12 protein-coding genes are annotated in these 14,507 nt (G+C 72.4%); 9 read left to right on the top strand and 3 right to left on the bottom strand.

The window, feature by feature from the left end; genetic code table 11:
* The first annotated feature begins 233 nt into the window (after positions 1 to 233).
* The 4 genes from ACGFRB_RS31700 to ACGFRB_RS31685 all read left to right on the top strand — a co-directional run bounded on the left by ACGFRB_RS31700 (position 234) and on the right by ACGFRB_RS31685 (position 4,577).
* Positions 234 to 953 (top strand): peptidase, encoded by a 720-nt coding sequence (locus ACGFRB_RS31700; RefSeq protein ID WP_393247961.1) that lies wholly within the window; start codon positions 234 to 236, stop codon positions 951 to 953.
* Between the two features lie 62 nt (positions 954 to 1,015).
* A complete protein-coding gene (locus tag ACGFRB_RS31695; protein ID WP_393247959.1) occupies positions 1,016 to 1,897 on the top strand; it encodes a hypothetical protein in 882 nt (293 codons plus the stop codon).
* Entirely contained in the window at positions 1,894 to 3,102 is a 1,209-nt protein-coding gene (locus ACGFRB_RS31690; protein ID WP_393247957.1) for a hypothetical protein, read from the top strand. The genes ACGFRB_RS31695 and ACGFRB_RS31690 overlap by 4 nt, the downstream gene beginning before the upstream one ends.
* Before the next feature lie 59 nt (positions 3,103 to 3,161).
* Positions 3,162 to 4,577: a hypothetical protein gene (locus tag ACGFRB_RS31685; protein WP_393248028.1), complete on the top strand. Its 1,416-nt coding sequence runs from the start codon at positions 3,162 to 3,164 to the stop codon at positions 4,575 to 4,577.
* A 117-nt stretch (positions 4,578 to 4,694) separates the two neighbouring features.
* Here the strand turns inward: ACGFRB_RS31685 and ACGFRB_RS31680 are convergent, their stop codons facing one another.
* Positions 4,695 to 6,215: a peptide MFS transporter gene (locus ACGFRB_RS31680; RefSeq protein WP_393247955.1), complete on the bottom strand. Its 1,521-nt coding sequence runs from the start codon at positions 6,213 to 6,215 to the stop codon at positions 4,695 to 4,697.
* A 428-nt stretch (positions 6,216 to 6,643) separates the two neighbouring features.
* On the opposite strand from ACGFRB_RS31680, the gene ACGFRB_RS31675 reads away from it, so the two are divergent.
* Positions 6,644 to 7,321, top strand: a complete 678-nt coding sequence (locus ACGFRB_RS31675) for a response regulator transcription factor (RefSeq protein ID WP_363003232.1) — start codon at positions 6,644 to 6,646, stop codon at positions 7,319 to 7,321.
* Between the two features lie 212 nt (positions 7,322 to 7,533).
* The gene (locus ACGFRB_RS31670; protein WP_363003234.1) at positions 7,534 to 8,805 is read left to right on the top strand and encodes an ATP-binding protein; all 1,272 of its coding nucleotides are present in this window, start codon (positions 7,534 to 7,536) and stop codon (positions 8,803 to 8,805) included.
* Positions 8,806 to 8,872: 67 nt separating this feature from the next.
* On the opposite strand, the gene ACGFRB_RS31665 is transcribed toward ACGFRB_RS31670, so the two are convergent.
* On the bottom strand, positions 8,873 to 9,448 hold the full coding sequence (locus ACGFRB_RS31665; protein WP_393247953.1) for a GtrA family protein: 576 nt from the start codon (positions 9,446 to 9,448) through the stop codon (positions 8,873 to 8,875).
* Positions 9,449 to 9,766: 318 nt separating this feature from the next.
* Here ACGFRB_RS31665 and ACGFRB_RS31660 point away from each other — a divergent pair, with 318 nt between their 5' ends.
* Genes ACGFRB_RS31660 through ACGFRB_RS31650 form a run of 3 tightly spaced genes read left to right on the top strand, consistent with a single transcriptional unit; the run spans position 9,767 to position 12,742 of the window.
* Positions 9,767 to 10,885, top strand: a complete 1,119-nt coding sequence (locus tag ACGFRB_RS31660) for a 5-(carboxyamino)imidazole ribonucleotide synthase (protein ID WP_393248026.1) — start codon at positions 9,767 to 9,769, stop codon at positions 10,883 to 10,885.
* 34 nt (positions 10,886 to 10,919) lie between these two features.
* Positions 10,920 to 11,417, top strand: coding sequence for a 5-(carboxyamino)imidazole ribonucleotide mutase (purE, locus tag ACGFRB_RS31655; protein ID WP_363003286.1), 498 nt, complete (start codon positions 10,920 to 10,922; stop codon positions 11,415 to 11,417).
* On the top strand, positions 11,414 to 12,742 hold the full coding sequence (locus ACGFRB_RS31650; protein WP_393247951.1) for a dipeptidase: 1,329 nt from the start codon (positions 11,414 to 11,416) through the stop codon (positions 12,740 to 12,742). The genes purE and ACGFRB_RS31650 overlap by 4 nt, the downstream gene beginning before the upstream one ends.
* A 176-nt stretch (positions 12,743 to 12,918) precedes the next feature.
* On the opposite strand, the gene ACGFRB_RS31645 is transcribed toward ACGFRB_RS31650, so the two are convergent.
* On the bottom strand, positions 12,919 to 14,259 hold the full coding sequence (locus tag ACGFRB_RS31645; RefSeq protein ID WP_363012701.1) for a UDP-glucose/GDP-mannose dehydrogenase family protein: 1,341 nt from the start codon (positions 14,257 to 14,259) through the stop codon (positions 12,919 to 12,921).
* Between the last annotated feature and the right edge of the window lie 248 nt (positions 14,260 to 14,507).

Raw genomic sequence — 14,507 nt, 5'->3', positions numbered from 1 at the left:
GCGTCCGACGTGGATCCGGCGCGGGTTCCGCGCGGGCCTTGTGACGGGTCATGCGCAACCGCGCGCGACGGGTGTGCGGCGCGCGTGGCGGACGCGCGCTTCCCCTTCCCTCCTCGACGCCCGGGGCGTACCTTGACGGCGCATCTGATGCTCCGTCAGGAATCGTGCCGTGAGGGGTGCTTGTGGTGCCGAACCGGAGGAGAGCGGCGAGCGCGCCGACGATGGCGGTGACGATGACGATGACGGCGAGGGTGACGGCGAGAGCGACAGCGGTGGTGGCGGTAGCGGCGGCGGCCGGATCCGCCGTCCTGTTCGCGGCCCCCGCCGCCCGCGCCACCGTCGTCGACGTGAACTACGCCTGCGAGACGAAGATCGGCCCCAAGAGCGCGGTCTCGCCCGTCGACGTCACGGCCGAGAAGAAGGGCGACGCGTACACGATCACGATGTCCTTCGACAAAGGCGTCTCCGACAGCCCCGTCGAACTCCCGAAGGGCGTCATGACCCCGCGCGCCGAACTCGTCGTCGGCGGCGGCGACAGCGGCAAGGTCCGGGTCGAGGGCGTGCCGAACGCGGCGGCCATCCCGCCCAGCACCCCGATCAGGATCGGAAAGCTGACGGGTACGTACACCCCGAAGAAGAGCGGCAAGGTCACCTTCACCGCCGGCACTCTCACCGTCCACGCCCTCGGCATGGACGCCGCCGTCTGCAAGCCGTCCAACCATCCTTCTCCCTCGCTGGAGTTGAGTGTCACGGCGGCCTCGGGCGGGGCGGGCGGATCCGGTGGTGGCGGTGGTGGCGGTACGGGATCGGGGGCGGGCGGCGGCCGGTTGCCCAGGACGGGCCCCCTGGACTCGGCCCTCGCGCTCGGCACCCTCGGCGGCACGGTGCTGCTGACCGGCGCGGCCGGAGTGCTCTGGCTCACCCGGCGCCCGTCACGGCACACGGCGCGCTGATGGGGGCGGTACGGGCGGCACGCGCGGTGAGGGTGTTACGGGCGTTACGGGCGTTACGAGGGGTGCGGGCGGCGCGGTACGGGCTCGCGGCCCTCGCGCTTCCCGCCCTCCTCGCCGCCGCCCCCGCTCCCGCACTCGCCGGGGCCCCCGCACCCGCCGGGTGGAGCGCCGGGCCCGCCGCCGGCCGGCCGTACGTCTACCTGGAAGGCCCCGCCGGCAGCGTCCTGACCGACACCCTGTCCGTCACCAACCCCACCACCCGCCCGCTCACCGTCCGGCTCACCGGCCGGGCCGGGCAGGCCGACGAGCCGGACGCCCTCTCTTTCGCCTTCGCCGCCCGCACCGTGACCGTCCCCGCCCGCACCCGCGCGGACGTGCCCTTCACCGTCACCGTCGGCGCGGGCACCCCGCCCGGCGATCATCAGGGCTCGATCCGGGCGACGGCCGGGGCGCCGGCCCGTACCGCCGCCGTCCCGCTCCACCTGCGGGTCGGCGGCCCGCACCTGGCCGCGCTGACCATCGAGGACGTCCGTGTCCAGCACCCCGGCGGCTCCGGGATCGTGCGCTACACCCTGGTCAACCGGGGCAGCACCACCCTCGCCCCACGCCTCGCCGTCCGCGCCGAAGGCGTCCTCGGCACCGTCCTCGACCGGCCCGAACGCCCGCTCCCGCTCACCCTGCGCCCCGGCGAGCGCGTCACCCGCACCGAACCGTGGCCCGACCCGCCCGCGCTCGACGCGGTCACCGTCCACCTGACGGCCACCGCCCCGGGCGCCCCGCCCGCGACCGTCCGCGTGGCCGCCACCTTCGCCTCCGCGCCGGGCCTCGCCGCCGCGACGGCCGTCCTCCTCGCGGCGGCGGGCGCGGTCGCGTACGCCGCCAGGCCCGCGTCACGGATACGGATACGGATACGGATACGGATGCGGATACGGAGGCGACGATGACCCGCCCACGGCCCACGGCGCCGTGCGCGGCGCTCCGGCTCGCCCTGTCCGCCTTCCTGCCTCCCCTGCTGGCGGCCCTCACCGCCCTCACCGCCGTCGCCCTCCCCGTCGTGCTCGCGCCGCCCGCCTCAGCCTCGGTCTCCGCCGCCCGGGCCGCCGAGCCGCCCGCCGTCGTGCTGTCGCGGAAGGAGGGCGGCAAGGGCGGCACCCTGACCGTCAGCGGCTCCGGCTGGCGGCCCGGCGCCCTGCTCATGCTGCTGATCTGCGGCCAGGGCGCGCCCGGCACGGGCGTCATCGGTGGCACCAACTCCTGCGCCAACACCGACGGCCGGGCCGCCACCGTCGATGCCCAGGGCGCGTTCAGTACGCGGCTGCCGGTCGCCGAGCCGCCCAAGCCCTGCCCGTGCGTGGTCCATGTGGCCGTCGTCGCCGGAGCCGGACCCCAGGGCCCTGGAGGTACGGACACGGTGGACGTGGCGTTCACCGTCGCCGGGCATCCGACCGCCCCGCTGCCTGCCGCCGGCGACAACGGCCGGCTCGCGGTCCTCACCACCGCCCGGCTCGAAGGCTCGGGCGGAGTCCTCGTGTGGTTCGGCGCGCCCGCCCGCCGGAATGTGGTCGTGACCCTCGGCAACCTCGGCCAGAGCGCCGTCAAGAACCCCGTCTTCGAGGTCGGCGCCCGGCATGGGGTCCTCTCGCCGACCTACGAGGAACAGCAGTGGCACGGCACGATCGCACCCGGCCGGAAAGCCTTGGTGAAACTGCCCGTCGAGCTGCCGGCCGGCGCCCACGGCGACTACCGGGTCTCCGTCAGATACGGCGGAAAGGTGCTGGTCGAGCAGCCGTGGACGGTCGGGCGGCCCTGGGGCGTGACGCTGTTCTGGCTGCTGCTCGCGCTCGTCGTCCCGGCGGCCCTGTTCCGTATCGGCATGGCGATCGTCGACCGGGTCCGCCCACCGGACGACCGTGCCCCGGCCCCGGCCCGTACCCGGGCCCCGGCCCGTACCCGGGCCCCGGCCCGTACCCGGGCCCCGGCCCGTACCCGGGCCCCGTCCCGTACCCGGGCCCCGTCCCGTACCCCAGCCACCGCCACCGCGCCCGCCCGCGCCCCCACGTCCACGGACGCGCCGACCGCGGGCCTGCCGTGGTTCACCCCCGACTCCGCACCGTCAGACAACAGCCCGACGACGAAGGGACGGTCGTGAGGACGACACGTACGACGACACGTACGACGAGACGGAGGATCGGCGCGGCCGGCGTCGCGATGATGCTCGGCGGCGCGGGGATCCTGCTGGCCGCCGGCCCCGCCGCCGCGGCGGCGGTCTCGTACCCGACCGAGTGCGTCCCGCCCGCCGTCTCCGGCCTGCCACCGGTCGAGGGGACGACCTCGGTGCGGCTCACCGCGCCCGCCGAGGCCACGGTCGGCGACGAGGTGGAGGTGGTGTGGACGACGGTCGCCGCCGCCTCCAAGAACCCCGACTTTCTCGACCTGGAGAAGGACACCGTCCAGCCCAGTGGAGTGGTCAGGCTGGGTGGCGCGGCGAGCGGCACGCTCACGATGACAGGCCCCCGCGAGAACCCGCCGATCCCGAAGAACAGCCCGATGATCCTCTCCACCATGAAGGGCACGCTGAAGCCGACCGCGGCGGGCGAGATCACGCTGACGCCGGACGCGTACACGATCAACGTCTCCAAGCCCCTGCCGACCGACACGAAGTGCGGCCCGAAGCAGCCGGTCGCGCCCGCCGCCACGATCAAGGTGTCGGCGGGCGGGGGATCGACCACCTCGGGTGGGACGACCGCATCAGGCGGGACAACGGCATCAGGCGGTGGCACGGCCGCCGGCGGCGGTACGGCGGCCTCCGGAGGCACGTCCTCCTCGGGCGGCACATCCGGTACGTCCGGCACATCCGGTACGACATCGAGCACCGGCGGCTCCAGCGGCTCGACCAGCACCAGCGGCACCAGCGGCACCTCCGGCTCGACCGGCGGGTCCGGCGGCGGCTCGACCGACTTCCCCGGCGAGGAGGTCGCGGTGAGCTTCGCCTGCCAGGCCCCCGGCCCCTCCTCCATCACCTCCAAGGTGACGATCGGCGCCAAGAAGAACGGCGGCTCCTACGCCCTCACCGTCAAGACCGCCAAGGGCGTCATGGACAGCCCCGCCGCCCTGCCCAAGGGCGCCCTCAAGCCCTCCATGGACGTACGGCTCGGGGGCGCCGACTCCGGCTCGGTGAAGGTCACCGGGCCCGGCAACCCGGAGCCGCTGGAGGCGGGCAAGCCGGTCGACCTGACCGATATGACCGGGACGTACACCCCGGGCGCGACCGGCAGGACCACCCTGGCGCCCGGGAAGCTGACCATCAGCGTCTCGCTGGGCGGCACGCCGATCGTGATCCCGTGCGAGGTCAAGGGCGCGGCCGGGGCGTCGCTGACCCTGGACACCGAGAAACAGGCCGGAGGCGCCTCCGGCGGCACCACGAGCGGCACCACCGGCGGATCGACCACCTCCGGCACCACCGGCGGATCCGGCACCACCAGCGGTACGAGCGGCGGCGGCCTCGCCGAGACCGGCGCCGCCGACCACGGCGCCCTGCGCGCGCTCGCACTCGTCGCGGGCACCGTGATCCTCCTCGGCGGCGCGGTGTTCACCTTCACCCCGTGGGCGCGGCTGCGCCGCTGACGTACGAGACAGAGGGAAAGACGGTTCAGCAGGGAAAACGGCGGAGGGCCGCCGCACCGTATCGGTGCGGCGGCCCTCCGTGTGCCGTTCAGGCGAGGTGCAGAGGCGCGAGGTGCGTCAGTGGACGGTGCCCATGAGCGCCTGGACCTTCTTGCGGTACATGTAGATCGCGAAGCCGGCCGCGACGGCGAGCGACGCTTCCATCGCGATCATCCCGGTGCCGTTCAGGTCCACACCGGCCAGCGAGAGCAGGCTGGTGGAGCAGTCACCGGCGGTGACGGCGAGGAACCAGACACCCATCATCTGGGAGGCGTACTTCTTCGGCGCCATCTTCGTGGTGACGGAGAGGCCGACCGGGGAGAGGCACAGCTCACCGATGGTCTGGATCATGTAGATCGAGACGAGCCAGAGCGGGGAGACCTTGGTGCCGTCGCCGGCCATGTTCATCGGGACGATGAAGATGAAGAAGGAGGCGCCGACCAGGACCAGACCCATCGAGAACTTCACGATGGTGTTCGGTTCCTGGTTCTTACGGGCCAGCCACAGCCACAGCCAGGCGAAGACCGGCGCGAGGCTCATCACGAACAGCGGGTTCAGCGACTGGTACCAGGTGGCCGGGAAGCCCAGGCCGAAGACGGTGCCGGTGGTCTTGCTGTCGGCGAACAGCGACAGGGTGGAACCACCCTGGTCGTAGATCATCCAGAAGATGGCGGCGGCGACGAAGAACCAGATGTAGCCGGTCATCTTCGACTGCTCGGACTTGTCGAGGTCCTTGTCCCGCTTGATGCGGACCAGGACGGCGACCGGGATCAGCAGACCGGCGAGGGTGATCGGGACGAGCGCCCAGTTCAGCGTGTAGACGCCCATGCCGACGACGACGCCGTAGAAGGCGGCGGCGGCGACCAGGACGACGGCGACCTTGACCAGCATGCTGTTGCGCTCGGCGGCGCTCAGCGGGTTCGGGACGACGGCGCTCTTCTCGCTGAGGTGCTTCGTGCCGAAGAGGAACTGGATCAGACCGACACCCATGCCCGCCGCGGCGAGCAGGAAGCCGAGGTGCCAGTTGACCTTCTCGCCGACGGTGCCGACGACGAACGGCGCGATGAAGGCACCCAGGTTGATGCCGATGTAGAAGAGCGTGAAGCCACCGTCACGGCGCGGGTCGTCCGGGCCGTCGTAGAGGTGGCCGACCATCGTCGAGATGTTGGCCTTGAGCAGACCGGAACCGGCGGCGACGAGCGCGAGACCGACGAAGAACGCGGCCTGGCCCGGCAGGGCCAGCGAGCCGTGACCGGCCATGATGACGAAACCGGCGATGGCGACCGTCTTACGGGCACCCCAGACGCGGTCACCGAACCAGCCACCGGGCATGGCCATGAGGTAGACCATCGACACGTAGACCGAGTAGATCGCCACAGCCGTGGCGCCGGTCATGGCCAGTCCACCGCCCTGGCTGCCCCGGGCGGCGTCGGCGCCTCCGGAGACCAGGTACAGGACGAGAAGGGCCCGCATGCCGTAGTAGGAGAAGCGCTCCCACATCTCGGTCATGAAGAGGGTGGCCAGGCCGCGAGGGTGGCCGAAGAAGGTCTTCTCGGAACCGGGGGTTCCGGTGGAAGCCTTCGCCAGGCTGGACGCCATGTCGATCCTTGCTCTGTCGGGACGCGTGCTTCGTGAGCGGTGTGCGCCCGGTGGGGGAGGCCGGCACCGGCAGGAGAGCGGTCGCGCTCCACCGGGATCCACGCCCTCGCGACGCCTCATCGCGTCCAAGGACCCGGCCCACAGGTCATTCAAGGTTCTCAAGCCCGCCGACGGCGGCCTTGTGCAGAAAGAGACCCTTGGCTCGCAACACGGCCAAAGGTCCCCGATTACCGCAACAGAACTCAGGCCACCATACGACACGACAGTGCCGGATATGGAAGGACTTGAGAGATGGATCACAGGCTCTGAGGGAACCGCCGACCTGCAATCGAAGGTGTTCGTCACCTTACGGGGCAAGATCCACAGGGCCCCCTCCGGCCCTTGGGATCACGCCCCGGCGGGGGCGCCGCGCGGACTACCATCACCTCATGACCCGTGTACTGCTCGCCGAGGACGACGCCTCCATTTCGGAACCGCTGGCCCGCGCCCTGCGGCGCGAGGGATACGAGGTCGAAGTGCGGGAGGACGGTCCCACCGCTCTCGACGCCGGACTTCAGGGCGGGATCGACCTGGTCGTGCTCGACCTCGGACTGCCCGGCATGGACGGCCTGGAGGTGGCCCGGCGGCTGCGCGCCGAGGGGCACACGGTGCCGATCCTCGTGCTCACCGCCCGCGCCGACGAGGTCGACACCGTCGTGGGACTCGACGCCGGCGCCGACGACTACGTGACCAAGCCCTTCCGTCTCGCCGAACTCCTCGCCCGCGTACGGGCGCTGCTCCGGCGCGGCGCCGCCGAGCCGGCCGCCGCGCCCACCACCCACGGCGTGCGGATCGACGTCGAGTCGCACCGCGCGTGGATGGGCGACGAGGAACTCCAGCTCACGGCCAAGGAGTTCGACCTGCTGCGCGTCCTGGTCCGGGACGCGGGCCGGGTGGTCACCCGCGACCAGCTGATGCGCGAGGTCTGGGACACCACCTGGTGGTCGTCCACCAAGACCCTCGACATGCACATCTCCTGGCTCCGCAAGAAGCTCGGCGACGACGCGGCCAACCCGCGCTACATCGCCACGGTCCGGGGCGTCGGCTTCCGTTTCGAGAAGAATTAGAGGAACGGAAGGGCTCGGGGACTGGAGGGGGCCGGAAAGCCGGAAGGAATCGGAGAACCGAAGCCTCCGCCTCCGCGGCGGAGCGAGCCGCGGTCACGCGTACGAGCGCGACAGCGCCCGCGACGCCTTCCGCCCGAGGCACCCGAGCCGCCCGAGCCGCCCGCCCCGCCCGAGAACGACAGACAGAACGAGAGAACTGGGTACGTGACCAGGTGCGCCGCCGTCTGATCAATTCCACGCTCGCCGTGGTGCTCGTCGTCATCGCCGTCTTCGGCGGCTCGCTCGTGTTCGTCGAGTCCCGCACGATCACCGCGGGCGCCCAGGAGAGCGTGGACTCCGAGGCCCTGCGGATCGTGTCGATCGTCGACAGCCGGCTGATCGGCGGCGAACCGGTCACCCCCGCCATCCTGGCGGACCAGAGCGGTGCCAAGCGGTACGCCCATGTCTCCATCCCCGGCCGCGACCCGATCGAACTCGGCACCCGCCCGGACGGCGGGGTCGTCCGAGGCCACGCCGAGGGCGAGCGCGGCGAGGTCGTGGTGGTCGAGGAACCCCGCTCCACGATCACCGCCGAGGTCGTCCGCACCTCCCTGACCACGGGCGGAGTGGCGCTGCTGTGCGTCGTGGCGGCCGTGCTCCTCGCCGTGCGCCAGGCCAACCGGCTCGCCTCCCCGCTCACCGACCTCGCCGAGACCGCCGAACGCCTCGGCTCCGGCGACCCCCGCCCCCGCCACAAGCGGTACGGGGTGCCCGAGCTGGATCGGGTCGCCGACGTCCTGGACGCCTCCGCCGAACGCATCGCGCGGATGCTCACCGCCGAGCGCCGGCTCGCCGCCGACGCCTCCCACCAGCTCCGTACGCCCCTCACGGCGCTCTCCATGCGCCTGGAGGAGGTCGCGGTGGCCGACGACCTGGAGACGGTCCGGGAGGAGGCCACGATCGCGCTCACGCAGGTCGAGCGGCTCACGGACGTGGTGGAGCGGCTGCTGACCAACGCGCGCGACCCGCGTACCGGCTCCGCCGTCGCCTTCGACCTCGACGAGGTCGTCAAGCAGCAGATCGAGGAGTGGCGGCCCGCCTACCGCAGCGCGGGCCGGGCCATCGTGCACTCCGGCAAGCAGGGCATGCGGGCCGTCGCCACCCCGGGCGCGGTCGCCCAGGTGCTCGCCGCGCTGATCGAGAACTCGCTCATGCACGGTGGCGGCACGGTCGCGCTGCGCACCCGGGTCACCGGCAACCAGTCCGTGATCGAGGTCACCGACGAGGGCGCGGGCGTCCCCGCCGACCTCGGGGCGCGGATCTTCGAGCGGGCGGTCAGCGGGCGCAGCTCCACGGGCATCGGGCTCGCGGTCGCCCGGGACCTCGCGGAGGCGGACGGCGGCCGGCTGGAACTGCTCCAGCAGCAGCCGCCGGTCTTCGCGCTCTTCCTGAGCCGCGAGGTGCGCGGCCGTACGGAACCGGAGCCGGAGCGCCCGGTCCGGTAAACGGGCCGCGCGGGCCCGCAGGCCCGCAGACCGCGGGCGGGGGCTGCTCGGACTCGCTCAGCCCCGCTCAGACCCGGTCGGGCTGTTTGCGGGTGTCGCGGGTGGCCTGGCGCGGGGTCTTCTCCAGCAGGGCCTCGGCACTCCGTACGGCCGTCCCGGACGCGGGCGCCGCCCCCGCCCCGGACGGCTTCCCCGCACCGGACGACTCCACCGGCATCGCCTTGAAGACCCAGCTGCGGTACGACCAGAAGCGGAACAGCGTCCCGACGCCGATGCCGAAGAACTTGAAGAAGTTGCTCTGCAGCGGGGTGTCCCAGCCCGCGCCGTACGTCGCCGCGTACAGGACACCGTTCTCGATGACCATGCCGATCGCGCTGAACACCAGGAACAGCGTCATCTCGCGGGTACGGCCGGACTTGTCGCAATCGCGGTACGTGAAGTAGCGGAACCCCACGTAATTGCAGAGGATGGCCACGACGGTGGCGATCAGGCTGGCCCGCACCACCGGCAGGTCGGAGAAGTGCCGCACCAGGTTGAAGACGCCCATGTTGACCAGGACGCCGAGACCGCCGACCAGGCCGAACTTGGCGACCTCGCGGGCGAGGCGCTCGATCCGCGGACGCAGTGTGCCGGGTTCACTCATCGTGATGGCTCTCTGTCCTGTCCGTTCGGGAGTGCTTCGAAAGCGCTTCGGGTCTTCGGGGCCTGGGCCTGGGGCCAGGGCCGGGGGACTGCGCGGAGCCTTCGGGGGTGCGCCGGGGCGCGCGGAAGAAGGCAATGACCACGCCATGCTAACCATCCGGACGCCCGCCCGCCCCCCTTGCCCGCGATCCGCGCCCGCGTACGCGCGATCCGTGCCCGAGCCCCGCCCGCCCCCGCTCGCGCTGTCGCAAAACACAGCCGGACGAGTGGCCGGAACTTGTGCGGATACCCTAAGAGGGTGACGTTCCCGGTAGTCGGCATGGTCGGTGGCGGGCAGCTCGCCCGTATGACCCACGAGGCGGGCATCCCCCTCGGCCTGAAGTTCAAGCTCCTCAGTGACACCCCGCAGGACTCGGCGGCCCAGGTGGTGAGCGAGGTCGTCATCGGCGACTATCGCGACCTGGACACGCTGCGCGACTTCGCGCGGGGCTGTGACGTGATCACCTTCGACCACGAGCACGTGCCCGCAGAGCACCTCGCGGCCCTGGAGGCGGACGGCGTCGTCGTCCGGCCCGGCCGCGCGGCCCTCGCGCACGCCCAGGACAAGGGGGTGATGCGGGCCAGGCTCGACGAGATCGGCGCCCCGAGCCCACGCCACCGCCTCGTGGCCGACCCGGCCGACGCGGCGGCCTTCGCCGCCGAGGGCGACGGATTCCCGATCATCCTCAAGACCGTGCGCGGCGGCTACGACGGCAAGGGCGTCTGGTTCGTCCGTACGCCCGAGGACGCCGAGGACGCGTTCCGCGCCGGCGTCCCCGTCCTCGCCGAGGAGAAGGTCGACTTCGCGCGCGAGCTCGCCGCGAACATCGTCCGCTCCCCGCACGGCCAGGCCGTGGCGTACCCGGTGGTCGAGTCCCGCCAGGTCGACGGCGTCTGCGACACCGTGATCGCCCCCGCGCCCGGGCTCTCCGAGGAGCTGTCCGGCCAGGCGCAGGAACTGGCGCTGCGCATCGCCAAGGAACTCGACGTCGTCGGCCACCTCGCCGTCGAACTCTTCGAGACCCGCGACGGCCGCATCCTCGTCAACGAGCTGGCCATGCGTCCGCACAACTCCGGTCACTGGACCCAGGACGGCGCGATCACCTCGCAGTTCGCCAACCACGTCCGCGCCGTGCTCGACCTCCCGCTGGGCGACCCGCGCCCGCGCGCGCGGTGGACCGTGATGAGCAATGTGCTCGGCGGCGACTTCCCGGACATGTACGCCGCGTATCTGCACTGCATGGCCCGCGACCCGCAGCTCAAGATCCACATGTACGGCAAGGACGTGAAGCCCGGCCGCAAGGTCGGTCACGTCAACACCTACGGCGACGACCTGGACGACGTGCTGGAGCGCGCCCGTCACGCCGCCGACTACCTGCGAGGGACGATCGTTGAGTAACACGCCCGCCGGACACCCGCTCGTCGGCATCGTCATGGGCTCCGACTCGGACTGGCCCGTGATGGAAGCGGCGGCCGAGGCTCTCGACGAGTTCGAGATCCCGTACGAGGTCGACGTCGTCTCCGCGCACCGGATGCCGCGCGAGATGATCGCGTACGGCGAGGAGGCCGCCGGACGCGGTCTCAAGGCGGTCATCGCGGGCGCCGGCGGCGCGGCCCACCTGCCGGGCATGCTCGCCTCGGTCACCCCGCTGCCCGTCATCGGCGTACCCGTACCGCTGAAGTACCTCGACGGCATGGACTCGCTGCTCTCCATCGTGCAGATGCCGGCCGGTGTCCCGGTCGCCACCGTCTCGGTCGGCGGCGCCCGCAACGCGGGCCTGCTCGCCGCCCGGATGCTCGCCGCGCACGACCCGGCGCTCCAGGAGCGGATGCGGGAGTTCCAGCGGAAGCTGAACGACCAGGCGACGGAGAAGGGCAAGCGGCTCCGTCAGAGGGTCGAGGGCTCGGCGTCCTTCGGGTTCGCCCGATGAGCGCGGCGGGCGCGGTGGGCGCCGCGGAGCCGGCCAGTGGGGCGGACCCGGCCGGCGGGGCGGACCCGGCGGGCACCCAGAGCACCCCGGGTGCCTCGGCTGCCTCGGGCGCGCAGAGTGCTCCCGGTGTGAGCGAGGCGGCCTCCGCCCGGCTCGCCGAGGCGCTGGAACTCCTCGCCGAGGCCCCCGTCGTCGACGGCCACAACGACCTCCCCTGGGCGCTGCGCGAGCACTGCGGCTACGACCTCGACAAGCTCGACGTCTCCGGCGACCAGCGCGGCGTCCTCCACACCGACCTCGCCCGGCTGCGGGCCGGCGGCGTCGGCGCCCAGTTCTGGTCGGTGTACGTACCGGGCCGGCTCGCCGGCGACCACGCCGTCAGCGCCACCCTGGAGCAGATCGACGCCGTCGATCAGCTCCTCGCCCGCTACAGCTCCGAGCTGGCGCCCGCGCTGACCGCCGACGACATGGAAGCGGCCCGCGCCGAAGGCCGGATCGCCTCCCTGAAGGGCGCCGAGGGCGGCCACTCGATCGACAACTCCCTCGCCACCCTGCGTGCCCTGCACGCGCTGGGTGTCCGCTATATGACGCTCACCCACAACGAGAACAACGACTGGGCGGACTCGGCCACCGACACGCCCCGGCACGGCGGGCTCACCCCGTTCGGCCGCGAGGTCGTCCGCGAGATGAACCGCACCGGCATGCTGGTCGACCTCTCGCACGTCGCCGCGACGACGATGCGCGACGCGCTCGACACCTCCGCCGCGCCGGTGATCTTCTCGCACTCCTCGTCGCGCGCGGTCTGCGACCACCCGCGCAACATCCCGGACGACGTCCTGGAGCGGCTGCCCGGCAACGGGGGCGTGGCGATGGCGACCTTCGTACCGAAGTTCATCCTGCCCGCCGCCGTGGAGTGGACGGCCCGCGCGGACGCCAACATGCGCGCCCACGGGCTGCACCATCTGGCCACCACGCCCGACGCGATGGCGGTCCACCGCGCCTTCGAGGCGGAGAACCCGCGCCCGATCGCGACCCCGGCCACGGTCGCCGACCACCTCGACCACATGCGCGAGGTCGCGGGCATCGACCACATCGGCATCGGCGGCGACTTCGACGGCACCGCGTTCACCCCGGCGGGCCTCGACGACGTCGCGGGCTACCCGAACCTGATCGCGGAACTTCTCACCCGCGGCTGGTCGCCGGCCGACCTCGCCAAGCTGACCTGGTCCAACGCGGTCCGTGTGCTGCGCGACGCGGAGGCCGTGGCCCGCGACCGGCAGAGCAGGCAGAGCCCGTCGGTGGCGACCATCGCCTCGATGGCCTGAGGCGGGCGGGGCGCCCGAGGCACCCGAGGTATCCGGGGCGCCCGAGGCACCCGAGGTATCCGGGGCGCCTGAGGTGTCCCCGGCGCCGGTCGGTGACAGGCGTGTGGACCGCTGAGGGGCCCGGTCCCGTACGGACATCCGTACGGGACCGGGCCCCTCAACCGTGATTCGGCAGGTCAGGCGGTCGGGCGCCCCATCGCGCGGTACGTCCAGCCGGCCTCGCGCCAGCGGGCCGGGTCGAGGGCGTTGCGCCCGTCGAGGATGACCGGCGAGGCGACGACGCCGGCCAGCTCGGCCGGGTCGAGCGCGTCGCGGAACTCGCGCCACTCGGTGAGGTGCAGCACCACGTCCGCGCCGCGTACGGCGTCGATCGCCGAGTCCGCGTAGCCGAGGGTGGGGAAGACCCGGCGGGCGTTGGCCATGCCCTTCGGGTCGTAGACGGTGACCTGGCCGCCCTGGAGATGGATCTGACCGGCCACGTTCAGCGCCGGCGAGTCGCGGACGTCGTCCGAGTCGGGCTTGAAGGTCGCGCCGAGCACGGCGACCCGCTTGCCGAGGAAGCCGCCGCCGAGCGCCTCGCGCGCCATCTCCACCATGGACGCGCGGCGCCGCATGTTGATGGAGTCGATCTCGCGCAGGAAGGTCAGCGCCTGGTCGGCGCCCAGCTCGCCCGCGCGGGCCATGAAGGCGCGGATGTCCTTGGGCAGACAGCCGCCGCCGAAGCCGATGCCGGCCCGCAGGAACTTCGAACCGATCCGCTCGTCGTGCCCGATCGCCTCCGCGAGCTTGGCCACGTCGCCGCCGCCCGCCTCGCAGACCTCCGCCATCGCGTTGATGAAGGAGATCTTGGTGGCGAGGAAGGAGTTGGCCGCGGCCTTGACCAGCTCGGCGGTCGGGTAGTCGGTGAGCACGAGCGGCGAGCCCTCGGCCAGCGGCACCGCGTACACCTCGCGCAGCACCTTCACGGCCCGCTCGCCCATCGCGCCCTCGGGCACGCCGACGACGATGCGGTCCGGGTGCAGGGTGTCCTGCACCGCGAAGCCCTCGCGCAGGAACTCCGGGTTCCAGGCCAGCGCCACCCCCTCGGGCAGCAGACCGCCGAGCCGCTGGGCCGAGCCGACCGGCACGGTCGACTTGCCGACCACCAGGGCGTCGCCGCGGACGACCGCGGCGAGGGAGGTGAAGGCGGAGTTGGCGTACGACATGTCGCAGGCGTACTCGCCGTGCTTCTGCGGCGTGTTCACGCACACGAAGTGGACGTCGCCGTCGAAGGCCGCCAGGTCGTCCCAGGAGGTGGTGAAGCGCAGCCGGCCGGTGGATCCCTCGATCGTGTCGACGTGGCGGGCGAGGAGTTCCTCCAGGCCCGGCTCGTACATCGGGACGCGTCCCGCGGCGAGCATCTCGATCTTCTCGGGGGCGATGTCGAGGCCGAGGACTTCGAAGCCCAGCTCCGCCATGGCCGCGGCGTGGGTGGCGCCGAGGTAGCCGGTGCCGATCACGGTGATCTTGAGGGCCATGCGAACTCCAGTGAGGTCGGGCGGAATGCCTGCCCGAGCATAGTCGGGGCCGCGCGGAACCCTGGATCGGGACCTGATCTCGCCCTACCATGCGGGTTACCTGACGGTAATGAACAAGCCTGGGAGAGTGTGCCGGTGGCGGGATCCGCTGATTTCGACCTGTATCGCCTGTCCGAGGAGCACGAGATGCTCCGGGAGACGGTCCGCTCGCTGGCGGAGGCGAAGATCGCTCCGTTCGCCGCCGCGGT

The organism is Streptomyces sp. NPDC048718, from assembly GCF_043198875.1.
Taxonomy (GTDB): Bacteria; Actinomycetota; Actinomycetes; order Streptomycetales; family Streptomycetaceae; genus Streptomyces.
This window is presented reverse-complemented; position numbering and strand designations above follow the sequence as displayed.

Bases quoted from the DNA above. Each gene is read 5' to 3' on its own strand.
- ACGFRB_RS31700 (WP_393247961.1), top strand. From the start codon at position 234: ATGACGATGACGGCGAGGGTGACGGCGAGAGCGACAGCGGTGGTGGCG.
- ACGFRB_RS31690 (WP_393247957.1), top strand. From the start codon at position 1,894: ATGACCCGCCCACGGCCCACGGCGCCGTGCGCGGCGCTCCGGCTCGCC.
- ACGFRB_RS31685 (WP_393248028.1), top strand. From the start codon at position 3,162: ATGATGCTCGGCGGCGCGGGGATCCTGCTGGCCGCCGGCCCCGCCGCC.
- ACGFRB_RS31680 (WP_393247955.1), bottom strand. From the start codon at position 6,215: ATGGCGTCCAGCCTGGCGAAGGCTTCCACCGGAACCCCCGGTTCCGAG.
- ACGFRB_RS31675 (WP_363003232.1), top strand. From the start codon at position 6,644: ATGACCCGTGTACTGCTCGCCGAGGACGACGCCTCCATTTCGGAACCG.
- ACGFRB_RS31665 (WP_393247953.1), bottom strand. From the start codon at position 9,448: ATGAGTGAACCCGGCACACTGCGTCCGCGGATCGAGCGCCTCGCCCGC.
- ACGFRB_RS31660 (WP_393248026.1), top strand. From the start codon at position 9,767: ATGGTCGGTGGCGGGCAGCTCGCCCGTATGACCCACGAGGCGGGCATC.
- purE (WP_363003286.1), top strand. From the start codon at position 10,920: ATGGGCTCCGACTCGGACTGGCCCGTGATGGAAGCGGCGGCCGAGGCT.
- ACGFRB_RS31650 (WP_393247951.1), top strand. From the start codon at position 11,414: ATGAGCGCGGCGGGCGCGGTGGGCGCCGCGGAGCCGGCCAGTGGGGCG.
- ACGFRB_RS31645 (WP_363012701.1), bottom strand. From the start codon at position 14,259: ATGGCCCTCAAGATCACCGTGATCGGCACCGGCTACCTCGGCGCCACC.